Below are 17,801 nucleotides of genomic sequence, written 5' to 3' on the forward strand. Positions count from 1 at the left end.
CCGCCGCTGCGCTGCAGGCTGAGCCTGCGCAGGCACCCGTGACCGTGGCCTTTATCGCCCAGGGCGGCCCCGCCTTGCCGACCGTGCCCGGCAGGCCGACGACTGGTATGCCCACGACGGCCAGATCACCAAGGCGCCTGCGCGTGCGCTGACCCTGGCCACGCTGGCCCCCGGCGCGGGGAGCGGCTCTGGGACATTGGCGGCGGCTCCGGCTCGGTCGCCGTCGAATGGTGCCTGGCCGGTGGCCTGGCCACCAGCATTGAGCAGCATGCCACGCGCGTGGCCAATATCCGCAGCAATGCCGAGCGCTTTGGCCTGCAGGCCCGCATGCAGGTGGTGCACGGCCTGGCGCCAGAAGCTTTGCAAGACCTGCCGGCGCCGCAAGCGGTGTTTGTCGGCGGCGGTTTTGATGCGGCGCTGTTTGCGGCATTGCGCGCCCACATGCCGCCAGGCTGCCGCCTGGTGGTGAATGCCGTGACCCTGGAAACCCAGGCGCTGTTGGTGCAGCTGCATGGCGAGCTGGGCGGCCAGCTGCTGCAGCTGGAGCTGTCCAGCGCGGCAGCACTGGGCCGCATGCGCAGCTGGAAGGCGGCGCGCCCGCTGGTGCAGTGGAGCTGGCAGGCATGAACGCAAGCAGCGCCCCACCGCTGTGTGGTGCTGGGGCTGGGTTTGCGTGCGCAGGCCCAGGCCGCCGACCTGCAGGCGCTGTGGCTGCAGGCCCAGCAGCAGCAGCCTGCGCTGGCCGAATTTTGCGCAGTGGCGGTGCTGCAAGGCAAGGAGCAGCGGCCCGCGCTGCAGCAGTGGGCCGCGCAGCTGCCTTTTGCGGTGGCGATGGTGGCGGTGGCGCAAGAGGCCCTGCCCGCGCAGCCGGTGGTCACGCAGTCGCCGCGCCTCTTGGCGCGTTACGGCACCGGCAGCGTGGCCGAGGCCGTGGCCCTGTCTGCGGCCGCACCCGCGCCCCGCTTGCTGCTGGCCCGCCTGGTCGCCGGCGATGGCAGTGCCACCCTGGCCGCCGCGCTGCGCGAGCGTGGCACCACCCCCTATTGTTGTCTGGCAGCGGGCCTGCCCCCGGCTGATCCACAAACCCAAGGAGTTACGGCATGACCGTGCATTTCATCGGCGCCGGCCCCGCGCTGCCGACCTGATCACCGTGCGCGGCCGCGATCGGATGGCCAGTTGCCCCGTCTGCCTGTATGCGGCTCGCTGATCCCGCGCGAGCTGCTGGCCCATTGCCCGCCGGGCGCGCGCATCGTCAACACCGCATCGATGAGCCTGGACGAGATCGTCGAAGAGATCCGCGCCGCCGATGCGCAGGGCCAGGATGTGGCACGCCTGCATTCGGGCGACCTGTCGGTCTGGTCGGCCATGGGCGAGCAGCTGCGCCGCCTGCGCGCGCTGGGCATTGCCTACAGCGTGACGCCGGGCGTGCCCTCGTTTGCGGCGGCTGCCGCCACCCTGGGCGCCGAATTGACCTTGCCGGCCTGTGCCAGTCGGTAGTGCTGACGCGTACCTCCGGCCGCGCCACTGCGATGCCCGAGGGCGAGCAGTTGGCCGCCTTTGCCGCCACGGGCGCGGTGCTGGCGATCCATTTGTCCATCCATGTGGCCGAGAAAGTGCAAAGCGAGCTGCTGCCGCACTATGGCGCCGACTGCCCGGCTGCCATCGTCTGGCGCGCCAGCTGGCCCGATGAAACCGTTGTGCGTACCACCGTGGGCCAACTGGCCCAGGCGGTGGCCACCAGCATGGAGCGCACCGCCATCATCCTGGTGGGCCGCAGCATCAGCGCCGAGGACTTTGGCGAAAGCCGCCTCTACGCCACCGACTACGACCGCCGCTACCGGCCCCAGGGCACGGAGCGCGCTTTCCGGCGCCCGCCGCTGCGGTGGATACCGCCACCGACCGGCCGCTCACCTCAAACCCAATCAGCGCTGAAGGCCAGGCATGAGCAGCAGCTTGCCGCCGGTCGCGCTGAGCCTGATCGGCATTGGCACCGGCAACCCCGACCACCTGACGCGCCAGGCCATCGCCGCGATGAATGCTGCCGACCTGCTGCTGCTGCCCCACAAGGGCGAGGACAAGGCCGAGCTGGCGGCCCTGCGCCAGTCGCTGTGCGATGCCGTGCTGCAGCAGCCCGCGCCGCAGACCGATGGCTTTGACATGCCCGAGCGCCGCAGCCAGGGCGATGACTACCTGAACCAGGTCGACGAATGGCATGCGGCCATCACCCTGCGCTGGCAGGCCGCGATTGCGCAGGCGCTGGAGAGCGGCTTGAAGCCGCGTGCGGGTAACGGCGTGCTGCAGGTGGCCCTGCTGGTCTGGGGCGATCCATCGCTCTACGACAGCACCTTGCGCATTGCCGCGCGCATGCAGCCGGCACCGCTGCAAGTCACGGTCATCGCCGGCATCACCTCGATGCAGGCGCTCACCGCCGCGCACGCGATCGCCGTTAATGACATTGGCCAGCCCTTTACCGTCACCACCGGCCGCCAGCTGCGCGAGCAAGGCTGGCCGGCCGGCGTGGACACGCTGGTGGTGATGCTGGACGGCCAGTGCAGCTTTCGCAGCCTGCCGGCGGCGCAGGCCCGCGATGTCTACATTTGGTGGGGCGCCTACCTGGGCATGGCCCAGCAGTGCCTGGCGCATGGCCCGCTGGCCGAGGCGGCCGAGCGCATTGTGGCCGCCCGCGCCGCAGCACGCGCCCAGCATGGCTGGATCATGGATATCTACTTGCTGCGCCGCATACCCATCAATCCAGCGCCGGCTGAGGCAACACCGGCAGCGCCACGCTGAACACGGCCCCCGGCCAGGCTCGGCCGCAGCGGCATCCAGATGGCCACCATGGGCTTGCACAATGCGCTGGCCAGTGCCAGGCCCAGGCCAATGCCGGAGATGCTGGACTCGGCATGGCCCCGGCTGAAAGGAGCAAACAGCTGCTCGGGCGCCAGGTGCGCGGGCAGTCCCGGCCCGCTGTCCTGCACGCGCAAGAGCAGCTGGTCGCGCTCGACCTGCGCCGTCACCCGCACGGCGGTGCCCACGGGGGTGTATTTGCTGGCGTTGTCCAGCAGGTTGACGAGCACCCGCTCCATCATCGCCGCATCGATCCACAGCAGCGGTAAGTCGGCCGGCAGCTGCAGCTGCACCGGGTGATCGGCCAGGCGGCCGCCGAGCTGGCGCAAGGCACTGCCCACCAGTTCATCGACAGGGATCCAGGCGCGCTGCAGGTGCACACCGTCCTGCTGCAGCCGGGCCATGGCCAGCAGGTTGTCCACCAGCTGCTGCAAGGCCTGGGCCTGGTTGCGAATCTGCAGCAGCATGTCTTGCGCCGGGCCGGCGGCGCATGCGGCAGGCCGGCCTGGGCGGCACCCAGGATGCTGGTGAGCGGCGTGCGCAAATCATGCGATACCGACGACAGCAAGGTGTTGCGCATGCGCTCGCCCTCCATCGCCACCTGGGTCTGCTGGGCCACCTCGACAAAATGCACGCGCTCTAGCGCCAGCGCAATCTGGCTGGCGCAGGCATCCAGCAGGCGCCGCTCCTCGGGCACGCGCAAGCGCTCGGGTGTGCGCAGCTGCAGCACCAGCACGCCGCGCGCCCGCACCGGCGCCATCAGCGGCACATACAGCGCGTCCGACGCGGCCAGGGTGTCCGTACCCCGGCCCGCCATCTGGCTGTGCTCCATGCTCCAGCGGCCACGCTGGCATCAATCGCCGCCTCGCTACCGGGCGCCACATGCAGCTGCTCTTGTGCATCGGGCAGCAGCAGGCCGGTGCGCGCATCGAACACGCCCGAGACCGTCGTCAGCGCCGTCTGCACCACCTGCGCCTGTGTGAGCGCCCCCGACAGATCACGGGCCAGGCGCGCCAGCGCGCCCGCGCGCCGCTCGCGCTCGGCCGCCACCCGCGCCTCATGGCGCAGCCTGGCCATCAGCTGGCCGCAGACCAGGGCCACGCCAGCATCAGCAGAAGGTGAAGATGTACTGCGTGTCGTTCACGCCGAAGGAGTTGCGCGGCGGCACAAAGCAAAAATCAAACAGCAGCACCGACAAGAGCGCCGCCCAGGCGCCCGGCCCCGGCCCCAGCGCAAGGCCGACAGCACGACCACCAGCAAAAACAGCATCACCACATTGGCCGGGTCAAACACCTGCAGCAAAGCTTGCGCCAGCAGCGCCGCCGCGCCGCAGGCCAGGCTGGCGCCCAGGTAGCCGCGCCAGGGCCAGGGCGCCTCGCGCGCCGGCGCGGGTTCTGGCCGGTTGCGCGGCCGGGGCACGGACAGCAGCAGCACGTCCAGGCCCGGGTCCAGCCGCGCAATCTGCTCGGGCAGGCCCGACGGCGCCCAGGGCCACCAGCGCATCGCCGTTGGCGGCACGCGGGCGAGCACCAGGTGGCTGGCATTGCGCTCGCGCGCAAAATCGACCAGCGCCGCGGCGACCTGGGCGCCGGGTATCGTTGCGGTATCGGCCCCCAGGCGCGCGGCCAGCGCCAAGGTTTTGAGCACGGCCTGCTGCGACTGCGCCGAGCGGTGCTGGCGCGCGGGCGCATCCACATAGACCACCATCCAGTCGGCCTCCAGCCGCCGGGCCAGGCGCGCTACCTGGCGCACGAGCGCGTCGTCCCCCGCCTGGCCGCCTACTGCAACCAGCAGGCGCTCGCGCGTGGGCCAGACATCACCGATGGAGCGCTCGCGCCGGTAGTCGCGCATGTCCTCATCGACCCGGTCGGCCGTACGGCGCAGCGCCAGCTCGCGCAGGGCCAGCAAATTGCCCAGGCGGAAGAAATGGTGCGAGGCCCGCTCGGCCTGCTCCAGCGGGTAGATCTTGCCGGCCTTGAGGCGCTTGAGCAGTTCCTCGGGCGGCAGGTCAACGACGATGACCTCGCTGGCATCGTCAAAGATGTGGTCGGGCACGGTCTCATGCACCTGGATGCGACAATGCCGCCCACCACATCGTTGAGGCTCTCCAGATGCTGCACATTGAGCGTGGTCCAGACATCGATGCCGGCATCGAGCAGCTCCTGCACATCCTGCCAGCGCTTGGGGTGGCGCGAGCCGGGCGCATTGCTGTGGGCCAGCTCGTCGAGCAGCAGCACCTGCGGGTGGCGCGCCAGCGCGGCATCCAGGTCAAAGGCCTCGCGCTGGCGGCCCTGGTGGGGCAACAGGCGGCGCGGCAGCAGCTCCAGGCCATGGAGCTGTTGCACGGTCTCGGCCCGGCCATGGGTCTCCACCAGGCCCACCAGCACCTGGCGGCCGGCCTGGCGCTCGCGCTGCGCCGCTGCCAGCATCGCATAGGTCTTGCCCACCCCGGCATTGGAGCCAAAGTAGATGCGCAGCTTGCCGCGGGCCGCTTGCTGCTGGTCGGCCTTGAGCTGGGCGACCAGTGCGTCGGGTCGGGCCTGGCTGCAGGTACGCTGGGGTGTTGCTGGGGTTGGGCATGGTGGCGCTATTGTGGGCCAAGCCCTTAGACCAAGCCAGTGGCGGTCAGCAGCATGTCGATCAGCTTGATGCCGGCAAACGGCACCAGCAAACCGCCCAGACCGTAGACCAGCAGATTGCGGCGCAGCAACGCAGCCGCGCCCACCGCCGGTAGCGCACGCCACGCAAGGCCAGCGGCACCAGCGCGATGATGATCAGCGCGTTGAAGATGACAGCGCTCAGAATCGCTGAATCGGCGCTGTGCAAGCCCATGATGTTGAGCGAGGCCAGCTGCGGGTAGGTGGCGACAAAGGCAGCCGGATGATCGCAAAGTACTTGGCCACATCGTTGGCAATGCTGAAGGTGGTGAGCGCGCCGCGCGTCATCAGCATCTGCTTGCCGGTCTCCACCACCTCGATGAGCTTGGTGGGGTTGCTGTCCAGGTCGACCATGTTGGCAGCTTCCTTGGCCGCTTGCGTGCCACTGTTCATCGCGACCGCCACATCGGCCTGGGCCAGCGCGGGCGCATCGTTGGTGCCGTCTCCCGTCATGGCCACCAGGCGGCCAGCGGCCTGGTGGCTGCGGATCAGCTGCAGTTTGTCCTCGGGCCGGGCCTCGGCCAGGTAGTCGTCCACCCCGCCTCGGCGGCAATGGCAGCAGCGGTCAGCGGGTTGTCGCCGGTCACCATCACGGTCTGGATGCCCATGCGGCGCAGCTGTGCAAAACGCTCGCGCATGCCGGGTTTGACAACGTCCTTGAGCTCGATCACGCCCAGCACCCGCGCGCCATCGGCGACGACCAGCGGCGTGCTGCCTTGCGCGAGACGCTCTCCACCGCCAGCTGCACCGCCTGCGGAAACTGCCCGCCCAGCGCCTCGACATGGCGGCGCAGCGCATCGGCCGCGCCCTTGCGCAGGCTGCGCTGGCCTTGGGCTGTGGCGATGTCCAGGCCGCTCATGCGGGTCTGGGCGGTAAACGGCACCGGCTGGGCCTGGGCGGGATCGAGAGCCGCGGCTCAGCCCATGGCGCTCCTGGGCCAGCGCCACCACACTGCGGCCTTCCGGGGTGTCGTCGGCAGTGACGAGAGCTGGGCGGCCTCGGCTAGCTGCGTGGCGCTCACGCCAGGCGCTGGTAAAAATTCGCTCGCCTGGCGGTTGCCCAAGGTGATGGTGCCAGTTTTGTCCAGCAGCAGCACATCCACGTCACCGGCGGCCTCCACCGCGCGGCCCGAGGTGGCAATCACATTGGCCTGCATCATGCGCCCCATGCGGCCACGCCAATCGCAGACAGCAGGCCGCCGATGGTGGTGGGGATGAGGCAGACCAGCAGCGCCACCAACACGGCCACGCTGACGGCGCTGCCACTGCCCGATTGCGCCACGGCAAACACCGAGAACGGCCAGAGCGTGACGATGACCATCAGGAACACCAGGGTGAGCCCCACCAGCAGGATGCCCAGTGCCAGCTCGTTGGGCGTCTTCTGGCGCTTGGCCGATTCGACCATCGAGATCATGCGGTCCAGAAACGACTCGCCCGGGTTCACCGTGACCTCGACCACCAGCCAGTCGGACAGCACACGCGTGCCACCGTCACCGACGAGAAATCGCCACCGGCCTCGCGCACCACCGGGGCCGATTCGCCGGTGATGGCACTCTCATCGACCGAGGCCACGCCTTCGACCACGGTGCCATCGAGCGCAATCACATCGCCCGCTTCCACCAGCAAGAACGTGCCCTTGGTCAGGCTGCTGGCGGGCTGGGCCGTCCAGGCGGCACCATGCTGCGCTTGCTGCAGCACCTTGGCGACGGTGTCGCGCTTCATGCCGCGCAGGCTGGCCGCTTGCGCGCGGCTGCGCCCTTCGGCCAGCGCCTCGGCAAAGTTGGCAAACAGCACGGTGAACCAGAGCCAACCGGCAATGGCCAACGTAAACCCGCTGTTGCCCTGTGCCGTCAGCAGATTCTGCAGCCACAGCAGACTGGTGAGCCAGCGCCCCAGGTAGACCACAAACATCACCGGATTGGTCCATTGCAGGCGGGGCGAGAGCTTGCGCAGCGCATCCCAGGCGGCGGCCTGCAGCAGCGCCAGATCACCCAGTCCGGCCGAGGCCGTCAGTTTTTTCGTGTTCATGGTTGGCTCGGGTAGGCAGCGCATCGAGCGCCATATTGAGCGCCAGGACGTTCACGCGCGGCTCACCGAGCAAGTAGCCGGTGCGCTGCTGCGTGGCCTGGTCCAGCAACTGCTGCACCTGGGCGGGGGGCAACTGCCGCTCGCGCGCCACACGGGCCAGTTGCAAGTTGGCATTGGCCACCGAGATATGCGGATCCAGGCCCGATGCCGAGGCGGTTACCGCATCGACCGGCACGGCGGCATCGGCAGCCAGGCCATTGGTCGTGCGGTACTGCGCCACACGTTCGGCCACGCTATCGGCCAGCCCCTGGCTGCTGGCGCCCTGGTTGCTGGCGCCAGACAGGCCCGCGTTTATAGGGCGCAGCGATGCTGGCACCCTCCTGATTGGGGTCAGGCGCCGTCGTGGCGCTGGGCCGGCCATGGAAGTAGCGGGCGCTGTCAAAGTACTGGCCGATCAGGGCCGAGCCCACGATCTGCCCATCGCGCAGCACCAGCGAGCCATTGGCGGCATGGGGCAGCAGCGCCTGGGCGACGCCGGTCGTGGCCAGCGGGTAGGCCACGCCGCACAGCAGCAGCACCAGCACGGCGGCGCGGGCACTGCTGCCCAAAGTGCGGCCAAAAGTGCGGCCCCAGCCTGCGTCGGCGGGGCGGCGGCCTGCTGCGCGCTGGGCGTAGGCAGGCGTTTATCGGAATCAAGGCTTGTCATGTTTTTCTCCTGCGGGCACGGCCTGGCCGTGCCCGGTTCGCGTCAAATCAGTTGGGATGTCAGGTCAAAGAGAGGGGGCTCAGGGGTAGAGCTGCCCAGCCAGCATCTGCAGGTGTTCGACCACCGGCCCCAGCGCCAGCGCTGGCAAAAAGGTGAGCCCGCCGACCACCAGCACCACAAACACCAGCAATCCGGTGAACAGCGGCGTGGCGGTGGGGAAGGTGCCGGCTCCGGCGGGCACACTGGCCTTGCTGGCCATGCTGCCGGCGACAGCCAGCAGCGGCAGCAGGGTCAGGTAGCGCCCCATCAGCATTGCCAGGCCCAAGGTGGTGTTGAAGAAGGGCGTGTTGGCATTGAGGCCGGCAAAGGCCGAGCCGTTGTTGGCGGTGGCCGAGGCATAGGCGTAGAGAATTTCCGAAAAGCCATGCGGGCCCCGTTGTTCAGGCTGTCGGCCGCGCCCGGCCAGAGCATGGCCAGCGCCGTCCAGCCCAAAAGGCAGGCCGGGTGCGCCAGCACCGACAGCATCACAGCTTCATCTCGCGCACCTCGATCTTCTTGCCCAGGAACTCTGGCGTGCGCCCGATCATCATGCCGGCCAGGAACACCGTCAGGATGGCGTACTGCAGCAGGTGATGAGGCCAACGCCATCGCCGCCAAACACGCAGTTGAGCATCATCAGCGCCAGCGGTGTGATGCTGCCCAGCGGCGTGAGCGAGTCATGCATGGCATTGACCGAGCCGGTGGTGGCAGCCGTGGTGGTGGTGACAAACAAGGCGGTATCGGTAATGCCAAAGCGCAGCTCCTTGCCCTCCATATTGCCGCCCGCTTGCGTGGTGCTCCACTGCTGGTCGGCACCGGCGCGGGCCAGCAGGGCGCTGCCGTTTTGCTCGCCTGTCCAGACCAGCGCAGAAAGCCCAGGAAGATGATCAGGCTGGCGCCAAAGAACACCCAGCCCTGGCGGCGCTTGAGCAGCATCGATCCCAGCGCATAGGTCATGCCCGCCGGGATCAGCAGCATCGCCAGGATGTGCAGCATATTGGTGAGCGGCGTGGGGTTCTCAAAAGGATGGCCGCATTCATGCTGAAAAATCCGCCCCCGTTCGTCCCCAGGTGCTTGATGCTCTCCAGACTCGCGACCGGCCCCATCAGCAGCTGCTGCGTGCGGCCGCCATCGATGGTATGGGCCAACACCTCGGTGCCCAGGTCTGCGCACGCCCTGCCAGACATAGACCAGCGCCAGCAGCAGTGACAGCGGCAGCAGCACACGCCAGAGCATGCGCAAAAATCTACCCAGTAGTTGCCAATGTCCTGGCTGCCCGCGCGGCCAGCCCACGCACAAAGCCGGCAGCCGCAGCCAGGCCGGCGGCGGAGCCTGCAAACATCAGTCCGGTGATCACGACCATCTGCGTGGCATTGCTCAGGCTGCTCTCGCCCGCATAGGCCTGCCAGTTGGTGTTGGTGATGAAGGAGGCTGCGGTATTGAACGCCAGATCCGGCGTCTGCGCAGCGTTCTGCAGCGGATTGAGCGGCAGGCTGCCCTGCAGCCGCAACAGCAGGTAGCCCAGCAGCATCAGCAGGCCATTGCTCATCACCAGCACCGCGCCGTAGCGCTGCCAGCCCATGCGCTCTTGCGGATCCACGCCCATGGCGGCGTAGGTCCAGCGCTCCAACCGGCTGTCGTGCGCGCTGGTAAAGCAGCGTGCCAGCCACCATCCCATAGGGATGGTGAGCAGCACCAGCACCGCCACAAAGGCGGCATATTCGATCCAGACTAAACCCATGTCAGCCCCCGCTCAGATGCGCACCAAGGCGCGAACAAAGCCCAGCAGGCCGACAAAGCAGGCCAGCGTGAGCCCGACAAATACGAGGTCTTGCAGCATGTACATGGCCCTCTCCCTTTTTTCAGAATTTTTCGGGCCGCAACAGCGCGTAACCAGATAGACAAACAGCGCAGCACTGACCAGCGCGGCCAGCACCTCCACTCCATGGAACAACATCGCTCTCTCCTCTTGCGCCGCCGGGCCGCCAATGCGGAGCGGCGCGCGGTGGTGTTGCGCAGGCAAAACGCCTGCCGTAGAGCCAATGTAGGTTTGCGCGCATCAAGCAGGCGCTGAGAATGCGCGGGGGATATCAAGATGGCATCAAGATGGTGTTGCGCAAAGGCAATGGCGACCCGACAGGGCCATGTATAGTGGTGCCGCGCTCTCATCCGCCCCCACCTATGCAGCCTTCCATGCCCCATCGCAGCAACTCTTTTGACATTCTTCGAATCTGCGCGGCGCTGGCGGTGATCTTTTGCCACCACTACTACATCAGCGGCCGTGAGGGCCCTGCCTGGATGAATGTGGGCATGATCGGCGGCGTGGCCGTGATGACGTTCTTCACAATCAGCGGCTACCTGGTCACCACCAGCTGGCTGCGTGAGCCGCATGTCGTCAAGTTCTGCGCCAAGCGCCTGCTGCGCCTGTGGCCGGGCATGATGGCTGCCGTCGTGCTGAATATCTATGTCTTTGGCGTGGCATTTACCGATCTGCCCGCACGCAGCTTCTTGACCCATGGGCAGACCTTGGAGTACTTCAAGAACCTGCTGCTCTACCGCGCCTACGTCAACCTGCCCGAGGTGTTTTCCAGCAATCCGCTGAGCAACTTGATGAACGGGCCGCTGTGGACCATTCCGATCGAGACCATGTGCTATGCCGCTTTGGCGGTTGCAGGGTTGGTAGGCGTTTTCCGCTACCGCTGGCTGGCCAGCCTGGTGCTGGTGGCCTACATCCTGCTGTTCATTGCGCGCTACAACGCCGACTTCACTGGCACGATGATGCATTGGTGGGAGTACCCGGCCTACTTTGCCTGCGGCGCGCTGATCGCGCTGCACCGGGATCGCTTTTTGGCCCATGGCGCTGCCATCACGTTCGGGCTGATTCCGGTGGCCCTGTTTTTCTGGCTGACGGGCTTACAGCATACGTCGGGCCTGGTGGTGCTGCCGGCTTTGCTGATCTTTCTGGGCAGCTGCAGTTCCAGCTTTTCAGGTGGAGTCAGCCGCCTGGGTGATCCCTCCTACGGGTCTACCTCTCAGGCTGCCCGATCGCGCAGGCAGTGTTTGCCGTCTCGCCGGGCATGGACTTCTATGCCAGCATGGGGCTGTCGATGCTGCTGTCCATGCTGCTGGGCTATGCGCTGTGGCATTTGATCGAGTCGCCCGCGTTGCGCCTGAAGCGCTATCTGTAGCCCGCCCCCCCAAGCCCGGGTAAAACGCTTTCCGTTAAAATGCCCGCAGTCCCAGCCAGCACCTGCTGGCTTTGTTTTTGGCAGCCCAGTCCGGGTCTGCGCCCTTTGCTCTTCCGTACTGTGTCCTACGCTCCCGAAACCAACGCCGCCGCACCTTTGCGATCATCTCCCACCCGGACGCGGGTAAGACCACCCTGACCGAAAAGCTGCTGCTGTTCTCCGGTGCGATCCAGATCGCAGGAGCGGTGAAGGGCCGCAAGGCCTCGCGCCACGCCACCTCGGACTGGATGGAGATTGAAAAGCAGCGTGGTATTTCGGTGGCCTCGTCGGTAATGCAGATGAGCTACCGCGACCATGTCATCAACCTGCTCGACACCCCGGCCACAAGGACTTCTCGGAAGACACCTACCGGGTGCTCACCGCCGTGGACTCGGCATTGATGGTGATTGATGCGGCCAACGGTGTGGAATCGCAGACCCGCCGCCTGATCGAGGTCTGCCGCCAGCGCGATACGCCCATCATCACCTTCGTCAACAAGATGGACCGCGAAGTGCGCGATCCGCTGGACATCATGGACGAGGTCGAGCGCGAGCTGGGCATGCCCTGCTGCCCCATCACCTGGCCGTCGGCCAAGGCAAGAGCTTTGGCGGCATCATCAACCTGCTGACCCAAAGCATGACCGTGTTCGCGCCAGGCAGCGACCGCGGCCCCAAGGACTTTGAAGTCATCCCGCTGAGCGAGGCCGACAAGCTGCGCAGCCGCTTTGGCCAGGCCTTTGACGATGCGCTCGACTCGATGGAACTCGCCCAGGGCGCCTCTGCCGAATGGAACCATGCGGATTTCCTGGCCGGCAAGCTGACCCCCGTGTTCTTCGGCTCCGGTGTGAACAACTTCGGTGTGATGGAAGTCCTGGACGCGGTGGTGGACATGTCGCCACCGCCCGGCCCGCGCATCGCCTACACCGAGGTCAACCGCAATCGCGAAGAAAAAACCATCCATCCGGAAGACAGCAGCTTCTCGGGCGTGGTGTTCAAGGTGCAGGCCAATATGGACAGCAACCACCGCGACCGCATCGCCTTTGTGCGCGTGGCCTCGGGCAAGTACACCCCCGGCATGAAGATGAAGGTGCAGCGCACCGCCAAGGAACTGCGCCCCACCAGCGTGGTGACCTTCATGAGCCAGCGCGCGAAGCCGTGGACGAGGCCTATGCCGGCGACATCATCGGCTTTACCACGCACGGCGGCGTGCAGCTGGGCGACACCATCACCGATGGGCCCAACCTGCAGTTCACCGGCCTGCCATTCTTCGCGCCAGAAATGTTCATGACCGTGGTGCTGAAGAACCCGCTGCGCACCAAGCAGCTGCAGCAAGGCCTGATGCAGCTGGGCGAAGAAGGCGCCATCCAGGTCTTCAAGCCCGATGCCGGCGGCAATATGCTGCTGGGCGCCGTGGGCCAGCTGCAGTTTGAAGTGGTGCAGCACCGCCTGAAGACGAGAGTACGACTGCGAAGTCCGCCTGGAAGGCTGCCAGTACACCGGCGCCCGCTGGATCACCGCCGACACCCCCGCCGAGCTGCGGGAGTTTGAACACGCCTACCCGCTGCGCCTGGCGCATGATGCCGCCAATACCCTGGCCTATCTGTGCACCAGCCCGTATGACGTGCGCCTGGCGCAAGAGCGTTTTCCGAAGATCCACTTCCATCCGCTGCGCGAGCATGCGGGTTGGAATTGCAGACCTCCTGATCGCGCCGGTACCAGATACCGATGGCCTACCGCCACGCCAGCCCCCAACTGCCTTTGCAAGCCTATGTCACCCGGCATAGCGACTTGCAGGCCTTGGAGGGTGGCCGACGGGTGACGAGAAGCCTGCCCCGATCAGGATGGCGCTGATCGGCTTTGTCCTTGGCCAGTACGCGCAGCTGCTGGTTTTCATAACTGCCTGCTGGGGGATTGGCACCCTGCTCTGGCCCGCCTCCGATCTGCCCACACGGCAGCCTTTGCGCATCGCGCTGGGTATGGGTTTGGTCATTTGTGCGCTGCAGGGGCTGGCCATTGCAGGCTTGCTCAACACCGCATCGGTGCTGCTCGTCATCGGCTGCGGGCTGGTGGCTGCTGCGCTGCAAATCCGTCAGATGGCCTGGCCCCGGCTTGCACCGGGATGGCCGCTGCTGCTCTTGCTGCTGGCCACGTTGCCAACCTTGTTCGCCCCGCTGCGCCGCCCCTGGCCTGGGATGCGCTGATGTACCACCTGCCCATGCGCGGGAGTGGGCGTTGACCGACATCTGGTGTGCACGAATGGCTGCGCTACCCCTGGTTCCCCTACAACTTTGACCTGCTGTTTGCCGCCGCGCTGGTGTTGGGCAACGATGTGCTGCCCCAGCTGATCCATGCGAGCACTGGCTGGGTAACAGGCTGGTTGCTCTACCGGCTGGCTATGCAATACCTGCCTGCGCCTGCTGGCGCCGCAGCTGCTCTTGCCACCGTGACCTGGCTGGTCACCAGCCGCAGCCACTACAGCGCCGCCTATGTGGACATGGCCGTGGCCATGTTTTTGACCGCTGCTTTCACCGCCATGCAGGTCAGCATCCGGCCCGCTGGCCGACGAGCAGTATGGCTGGCGGCATTTCTGCTAGGCGTAGCCGCTGGCAGCAAATCCAGGTGCTGGGGCTGCTGCCGCTGTTTGGTGCTGCGCTGCTGTGGCGCCACCGCATGCAAGGCCCTGGCTGGCGCATCCGCAGCGAATGGGACACCTGGCTGGTTACAGCCCTGTGCTTTGCGCTGCCATGTCTGTACTGTATGCCCGCAACGCCTTGCTCACAGGCGATCCCTTCAACCCGCTCGGCGGGCGCCTGCTTGGCTTTACGGATTGGAATCTGGGCGACTACCTTTGGCAGCTGCAGGACCTGCGCAACCATGCGGCTTGGCCGCATTGGGCACTGTGGCCAGCCTTGGCCGCACCGCTGCTGCCGTCTCTGCGACGCGTTCCGGCGCTGCGCGCTGCCTGGCTGGTGGCGGCCTATATGCGTTGGTCTGGCTGCTGAGCTCGCGCTACCCGCGCTACTTGTTGCCCGCCTATCCCCTGCTCAGTTTGCTGTCGGCTGCGGTATGCATTCAGCTACTGCGGCAACTGCCTGCCAAGCTGTATCGGCACTGGCGACCATGTTGGTAGGACTGCTTGTACTGGCGTTGGGGTTCATGGGCGCACGCAGCATCGCCAAATCCTGGCCTTTGATCGCTTCGACTCCGGGCGCACGCGATACCGTCCTGCAGCAGCAAGTTGCCGGCTACCAGATCTGGCGCTACCTGAAAGAACACCCTGAGGCCAAGCTGTACCAGATGAACCTGGAAGACAGCCTCTACTATGCACCGCGCCCCACCTGGGCGATGTGTTTGGACCGTGGCGCTACCGCGACTACCAACACCTCGGTGCCCAGCTGCTGCATCATAAACTCAAGTCTGAGGGCTTCACTGCCTTGGTAATACACACAGGTCGGGCGCCGACTGTGGCGCAGCAATCTGCATTTCTGCAATATTTTGAATTAATGCTGGTCGATGACGAGGTCAGCCTGTATCGTTTGAGGCCTTAGCTAAGGAGGGCAGTACTGCATCTCTTTGGCGTTTGTGAGGCTTGGAGCCAAACACGCATTGGCATATCGAAAGATGATATTGATTAAATGCATTGATCCAGCAATAACATGCACGACGCCTTTGCCCCATGGCCGTTTTCCCTCCTTACTCCCTGCCATTTTCTGGAGCAGGCTTTGCAGGTTAACTTTCTGGCTCAGGCACAATGCGGCAGCCGTGTGAATGATTAAAAATAATTTCTGACATGACCGAATTTCCATCCGCCTTTACCGCAACCAGCGTATCGCCGTCATCCTCCCTTGCCACAACGAAGAGAGCTGACGGTGCGCCCGGTGGTGGAAGGCTTTCGGCAAGCGTTGCCGGAGGCGGAGATCTACATCTTCAACAACCTCTCGACGGACCGCACCGCAGAGATCGCTGTTGAAGTGGGCGCACATCTGCGCAATGTCCATCTCAAGGGCAAAGGCAATGTCGTGCGCCGCATGTTTGCCGATGTGGATGCCGATATCTATGTGATGGCCGATGGCGATGCCACCTACCACGCACCATCGGCCCGCAAGCTCATCGACATGCTGATTGACCAGCAGCTGGACATGGTGGTGGGTGCGCGCGTCGAGGCTGAGCCCGAGCCCGGCGACACAGGTATCACCTACCGTCCCGGCCATCGCTGGGGCAACAAGCTGTTGACGGGTACGGTGCAGCAGATCTTTGGTGGCAGCTTTCGCGACATGCTCTCGGGCTACGGGTGTTTTCGCGCCGTTATGTCAAATCCTTCCCCGCGCATTCACACGGCTTTGAGATCGAGACCGAGCTCAACGTTCATGCGCTGGAGCTGCGCATGCCTTGCACCGAGGTCGATACGCCGTATGGCGCCCGGCCCGAAGGTTCGGCCAGCAAGCTGTCCACCTACCGCGACGGCTGGCGCATCCTCAAGACCATCGGCGCCTGGTGGTCAGCGAAAAACCTTTGCAGTTTTTTGGTTGGCTAGGCGCCGTCCTCGCGGTGGTAGCCATTGCATTGGCCATCCCCATCGTGATGGAGTACAGCCACACGGGCATGGTGCGGCGCTTCCCGACCTTGGGCCTGGTGTCCGCCATGGTAGTGTGCGGTGGTGTGTCCTTTGTCACCGGACTGATCCTGCAAGCCATTACCTTGACGCGGCGCGAGATCAAGCAGATTGCATATCTGGCTTCTGTGGCCAACACGCCGAGCAAGTGATGCGGTTCAAGATCAACGCTCGGTGCTGTGGTTCCTGATTGCCGGCTCGCTCGCCTTTGTCGTTGATGTCGTGGTGTTGACCTTGCTGCGAGATGTACTGGGGGTGTACGCAGCACGGGCCGTATCGTTCTGGCTCGCGGCCACCACCACCTGGCTGATCAACCGCAATATCTCCTTTGCGGGACGCAGCGCCTCGGGAGCGTGCTGACCGAGTACCTGCGCTATCTGGGCCTGATGCTGGGCGGGGGCGCAGTCAACTTGGCGGTGTACTCGTTGCTGGCCTGGATCTTTCCCCAAGGCCCGCTGTGGCTGATGCTGTATGTGGCTGCGGGAACCTTGGTCGCAATGACGGTGAATTACCTGAGCATGACCCGGTTGTTGTACCGCCAGCGTACGGAAACTGAGCCGTATCGGCACTGCAATTTTCATGCCCACTGCGGCATGAATATATACCGCACTTGGCTGCATCCATTGTCAAGGTGCAGATAGTCCTCGATATGAATACGGGGTGACCTAGGGCTCATGCCCTAGACCACATCTATCGATCTAGCAGAAAATGGAGCATAAAATGAAAACCATACGATTTAGATATCTACTAGTATTAATTTTCCTGCTGGCTGCATTGTGTACGTTGGCAAAACTTGGTCTCCTTCCGCCTATGGCTATTTTTTGAAATACCATCTTGGCTATGAAGAGATTAAACCTGATTTTGGACAATCTAGACAAGTACGCAGTGATGAATGGCCGTGGTCACCCCTTTGACCCAGGCAACAGTCAATAATAATTTCGAACGCTACAACAAAACATCGTTGTACGAGGAAGACCTGCGCATCAACTACGTTTACCCATTGCAGATTGGGGCATCATTTTCAAACCACCATGTGGCTGTATGGGTTTGTCAATCCGGCCTATGCTTACTCACTCCATTGGTTTGCTATCTTCGCGCTATTCATTGCTGGGTATGCATTTCTCTTCAAAAATTCGGCGCCAGTGACAAGGTGGCTGTACTGCTTTCATTTGGCCTCTACTTCACGGGATTCAGCCAATTCTGGTGGAATGAAAAAGGTCCTCTGGTCGCACTTTTCCCCTGGGTCATCATCCCCTTTTCTTGAAGATAAAGCCAATCTGGCAACTTTCTCTTTTTTATTACGCTGCTGTCTCCTGGCTGTTGACGAATCTCTACCCTCCAGTACAGATATCTCTGGCCTTTGTTGGCTTCATCATATTGATTTTACTGCTCCCAAGCTCTTCAAGTTTCCAAACCTGGTCTATCTTCTGATATTTGCAGCACTTGCAGCCGCTACCGCAGCGCTCTACCAGTATGACTATCTCAAAGAGACGAGTGCGACTCTGTATCCTGGTGGACGACATATAACGGGTGGAGGTGTGCCAACCGTTTTGGCTATCCTGGTTCTTTCCTGCGATCAATTTCTCCTGGAGCTATAAAGACCTTGTAGGCATGAACATGTCCGAAATCGGAACGGTAGGCATGTATTACTACATTTCCGTTTTATGCTTATTGAACTACAAAAACT

At 64.5% G+C, this 17,801-nt stretch carries 21 protein-coding genes and 6 pseudogenes; 15 read left to right on the top strand and 12 right to left on the bottom strand.

The genetic code is table 11. The annotated features are described in order from the left end of the window. Nucleotides 1-279: 279 nt before the first annotated feature. The 4 genes and pseudogenes from ACFODQ_RS03670 to cobF all read left to right on the top strand — a co-directional run bounded on the left by ACFODQ_RS03670 (nucleotide 280) and on the right by cobF (nucleotide 2,790). Nucleotides 280-627, top strand: a complete 348-nt coding sequence (locus ACFODQ_RS03670; protein ID WP_377015132.1) for a hypothetical protein — start codon at nucleotides 280-282, stop codon at nucleotides 625-627. A 27-nt stretch (nucleotides 628-654) separates the two neighbouring features. Next, nucleotides 655-1,104, top strand: a complete 450-nt coding sequence (locus ACFODQ_RS03675) for a cobalamin biosynthesis protein (protein WP_377015134.1) — start codon at nucleotides 655-657, stop codon at nucleotides 1,102-1,104. Continuing rightward, nucleotides 1,101-1,945: pseudogene (gene cobM, locus ACFODQ_RS03680) on the top strand (precorrin-4 C(11)-methyltransferase). The gene ACFODQ_RS03675 and the pseudogene cobM overlap by 4 nt, the downstream one beginning before the upstream one ends. After that, on the top strand, nucleotides 1,942-2,790 hold the full coding sequence (cobF, locus tag ACFODQ_RS03685) for a precorrin-6A synthase (deacetylating) (protein WP_260718831.1): 849 nt from the start codon (nucleotides 1,942-1,944) through the stop codon (nucleotides 2,788-2,790). The pseudogene cobM and the gene cobF overlap by 4 nt, the downstream one beginning before the upstream one ends. On the opposite strand, the gene ACFODQ_RS03690 is transcribed toward cobF, so the two are convergent. The 12 genes and pseudogenes from ACFODQ_RS03690 to ACFODQ_RS03745 all read right to left on the bottom strand — a co-directional run bounded on the left by ACFODQ_RS03690 (nucleotide 2,724) and on the right by ACFODQ_RS03745 (nucleotide 10,233). Then, nucleotides 2,724-3,140 (bottom strand): sensor histidine kinase, encoded by a 417-nt coding sequence (locus tag ACFODQ_RS03690; protein ID WP_377015137.1) that lies wholly within the window; start codon nucleotides 3,138-3,140, stop codon nucleotides 2,724-2,726. The genes cobF and ACFODQ_RS03690 overlap by 67 nt on opposite strands. Continuing rightward, nucleotides 3,086-3,664, bottom strand: coding sequence for a GAF domain-containing protein (locus ACFODQ_RS03695; protein ID WP_377015139.1), 579 nt, complete (start codon nucleotides 3,662-3,664; stop codon nucleotides 3,086-3,088). The genes ACFODQ_RS03690 and ACFODQ_RS03695 overlap by 55 nt, the downstream gene beginning before the upstream one ends. Continuing rightward, nucleotides 3,607-3,948: a hypothetical protein gene (locus ACFODQ_RS03700; RefSeq protein ID WP_377015141.1), complete on the bottom strand. Its 342-nt coding sequence runs from the start codon at nucleotides 3,946-3,948 to the stop codon at nucleotides 3,607-3,609. The genes ACFODQ_RS03695 and ACFODQ_RS03700 overlap by 58 nt, the downstream gene beginning before the upstream one ends. Nucleotides 3,949-3,955: 7 nt before the next feature. Next, nucleotides 3,956-4,039, bottom strand: coding sequence for a hypothetical protein (locus ACFODQ_RS03705; protein ID WP_377015166.1), 84 nt, complete (start codon nucleotides 4,037-4,039; stop codon nucleotides 3,956-3,958). 728 nt (nucleotides 4,040-4,767) lie between these two features. Next, nucleotides 4,768-5,276 (bottom strand): annotated as a pseudogene (locus ACFODQ_RS03710) (two-component system sensor histidine kinase KdbD); the annotation flags it as partial. 176 nt (nucleotides 5,277-5,452) lie between these two features. Then, nucleotides 5,453-7,531, bottom strand: a pseudogene (kdpB, locus tag ACFODQ_RS03715) (potassium-transporting ATPase subunit KdpB). Continuing rightward, on the bottom strand, nucleotides 7,491-7,823 hold the full coding sequence (locus ACFODQ_RS03720) for a potassium-transporting ATPase subunit C (RefSeq protein WP_377015143.1): 333 nt from the start codon (nucleotides 7,821-7,823) through the stop codon (nucleotides 7,491-7,493). The pseudogene kdpB and the gene ACFODQ_RS03720 overlap by 41 nt, the downstream one beginning before the upstream one ends. A gap of 1 nt (nucleotide 7,824) precedes the next feature. Then, nucleotides 7,825-8,139: a potassium-transporting ATPase subunit C gene (locus ACFODQ_RS03725; protein ID WP_377015145.1), complete on the bottom strand. Its 315-nt coding sequence runs from the start codon at nucleotides 8,137-8,139 to the stop codon at nucleotides 7,825-7,827. A gap of 177 nt (nucleotides 8,140-8,316) precedes the next feature. Next, entirely contained in the window at nucleotides 8,317-8,649 is a 333-nt protein-coding gene (locus ACFODQ_RS03730) for a potassium-transporting ATPase subunit KdpA (protein ID WP_377015168.1), read from the bottom strand. Then, nucleotides 8,544-8,762: a hypothetical protein gene (locus ACFODQ_RS03735; protein WP_377015147.1), complete on the bottom strand. Its 219-nt coding sequence runs from the start codon at nucleotides 8,760-8,762 to the stop codon at nucleotides 8,544-8,546. Before ACFODQ_RS03735 ends, ACFODQ_RS03730 begins: the two co-directional genes overlap by 106 nt. After that, nucleotides 8,762-10,017: pseudogene (locus ACFODQ_RS03740) on the bottom strand (potassium-transporting ATPase subunit KdpA). The gene ACFODQ_RS03735 and the pseudogene ACFODQ_RS03740 overlap by 1 nt, the downstream one beginning before the upstream one ends. Nucleotides 10,018-10,029: 12 nt before the next feature. Continuing rightward, nucleotides 10,030-10,233, bottom strand: a complete 204-nt coding sequence (locus ACFODQ_RS03745; protein WP_377015149.1) for a hypothetical protein — start codon at nucleotides 10,231-10,233, stop codon at nucleotides 10,030-10,032. Between the two features lie 236 nt (nucleotides 10,234-10,469). Here ACFODQ_RS03745 and ACFODQ_RS03750 point away from each other — a divergent pair, with 236 nt between their 5' ends. The 11 genes and pseudogenes from ACFODQ_RS03750 (at nucleotide 10,470) to ACFODQ_RS03800 (ending at nucleotide 17,378) form a co-directional block, all read left to right on the top strand. Next, entirely contained in the window at nucleotides 10,470-11,426 is a 957-nt protein-coding gene (locus tag ACFODQ_RS03750; protein ID WP_377015151.1) for an acyltransferase family protein, read from the top strand. Nucleotides 11,427-11,584: 158 nt separating this feature from the next. After that, nucleotides 11,585-13,186 (top strand): annotated as a pseudogene (locus tag ACFODQ_RS03755) (peptide chain release factor 3); the annotation flags it as partial. Nucleotides 13,187-13,343: 157 nt separating this feature from the next. Beyond that, on the top strand, nucleotides 13,344-13,703 hold the full coding sequence (locus tag ACFODQ_RS03760) for a hypothetical protein (RefSeq protein ID WP_377015153.1): 360 nt from the start codon (nucleotides 13,344-13,346) through the stop codon (nucleotides 13,701-13,703). A gap of 570 nt (nucleotides 13,704-14,273) precedes the next feature. Beyond that, complete coding sequence (locus ACFODQ_RS03765; RefSeq protein ID WP_377015155.1) at nucleotides 14,274-14,504, top strand: hypothetical protein; 231 nt, start codon at nucleotides 14,274-14,276, stop codon at nucleotides 14,502-14,504. A 187-nt stretch (nucleotides 14,505-14,691) separates the two neighbouring features. Further along, nucleotides 14,692-14,943, top strand: a complete 252-nt coding sequence (locus ACFODQ_RS03770; RefSeq protein ID WP_377015157.1) for a hypothetical protein — start codon at nucleotides 14,692-14,694, stop codon at nucleotides 14,941-14,943. Between the two features lie 440 nt (nucleotides 14,944-15,383). Beyond that, nucleotides 15,384-15,668: pseudogene (locus tag ACFODQ_RS03775) on the top strand (glycosyltransferase); the annotation flags it as partial. 125 nt (nucleotides 15,669-15,793) lie between these two features. Further along, entirely contained in the window at nucleotides 15,794-16,036 is a 243-nt protein-coding gene (locus ACFODQ_RS03780) for a hypothetical protein (RefSeq protein WP_377015170.1), read from the top strand. Between the two features lie 29 nt (nucleotides 16,037-16,065). Further along, nucleotides 16,066-16,266, top strand: coding sequence for a hypothetical protein (locus tag ACFODQ_RS03785; protein ID WP_377015172.1), 201 nt, complete (start codon nucleotides 16,066-16,068; stop codon nucleotides 16,264-16,266). Between the two features lie 22 nt (nucleotides 16,267-16,288). Next, nucleotides 16,289-16,474 (top strand): GtrA family protein, encoded by a 186-nt coding sequence (locus tag ACFODQ_RS03790; protein ID WP_377015159.1) that lies wholly within the window; start codon nucleotides 16,289-16,291, stop codon nucleotides 16,472-16,474. After that, nucleotides 16,468-16,755 (top strand): hypothetical protein, encoded by a 288-nt coding sequence (locus tag ACFODQ_RS03795; RefSeq protein ID WP_377015162.1) that lies wholly within the window; start codon nucleotides 16,468-16,470, stop codon nucleotides 16,753-16,755. The genes ACFODQ_RS03790 and ACFODQ_RS03795 overlap by 7 nt, the downstream gene beginning before the upstream one ends. Nucleotides 16,756-17,006: 251 nt before the next feature. After that, a complete protein-coding gene (locus ACFODQ_RS03800) occupies nucleotides 17,007-17,378 on the top strand; it encodes a hypothetical protein (RefSeq protein WP_377015164.1) in 372 nt (123 codons plus the stop codon). The last annotated feature ends 423 nt before the right edge of the window (nucleotides 17,379-17,801 follow it).

The sequence above is a fragment of the Comamonas sp. JC664 genome (genome assembly GCF_042647185.1).

Coding starts and splice junctions, on each gene's coding strand:
- ACFODQ_RS03750 (WP_377015151.1), top strand. CDS start 10,470: ATGCCCCATCGCAGCAACTCTTTTGACATTCTTCGAATCTGCGCGGCG.
- ACFODQ_RS03735 (WP_377015147.1), bottom strand. CDS start 8,762: ATGCTGTCGGTGCTGGCGCACCCGGCCTGCCTTTTGGGCTGGACGGCG.
- cobF (WP_260718831.1), top strand. CDS start 1,942: ATGAGCAGCAGCTTGCCGCCGGTCGCGCTGAGCCTGATCGGCATTGGC.
- ACFODQ_RS03800 (WP_377015164.1), top strand. CDS start 17,007: ATGGCCGTGGTCACCCCTTTGACCCAGGCAACAGTCAATAATAATTTC.
- ACFODQ_RS03760 (WP_377015153.1), top strand. CDS start 13,344: ATGGCGCTGATCGGCTTTGTCCTTGGCCAGTACGCGCAGCTGCTGGTT.
- ACFODQ_RS03695 (WP_377015139.1), bottom strand. CDS start 3,664: ATGGCGGGCCGGGGTACGGACACCCTGGCCGCGTCGGACGCGCTGTAT.
- ACFODQ_RS03745 (WP_377015149.1), bottom strand. CDS start 10,233: ATGTTGTTCCATGGAGTGGAGGTGCTGGCCGCGCTGGTCAGTGCTGCG.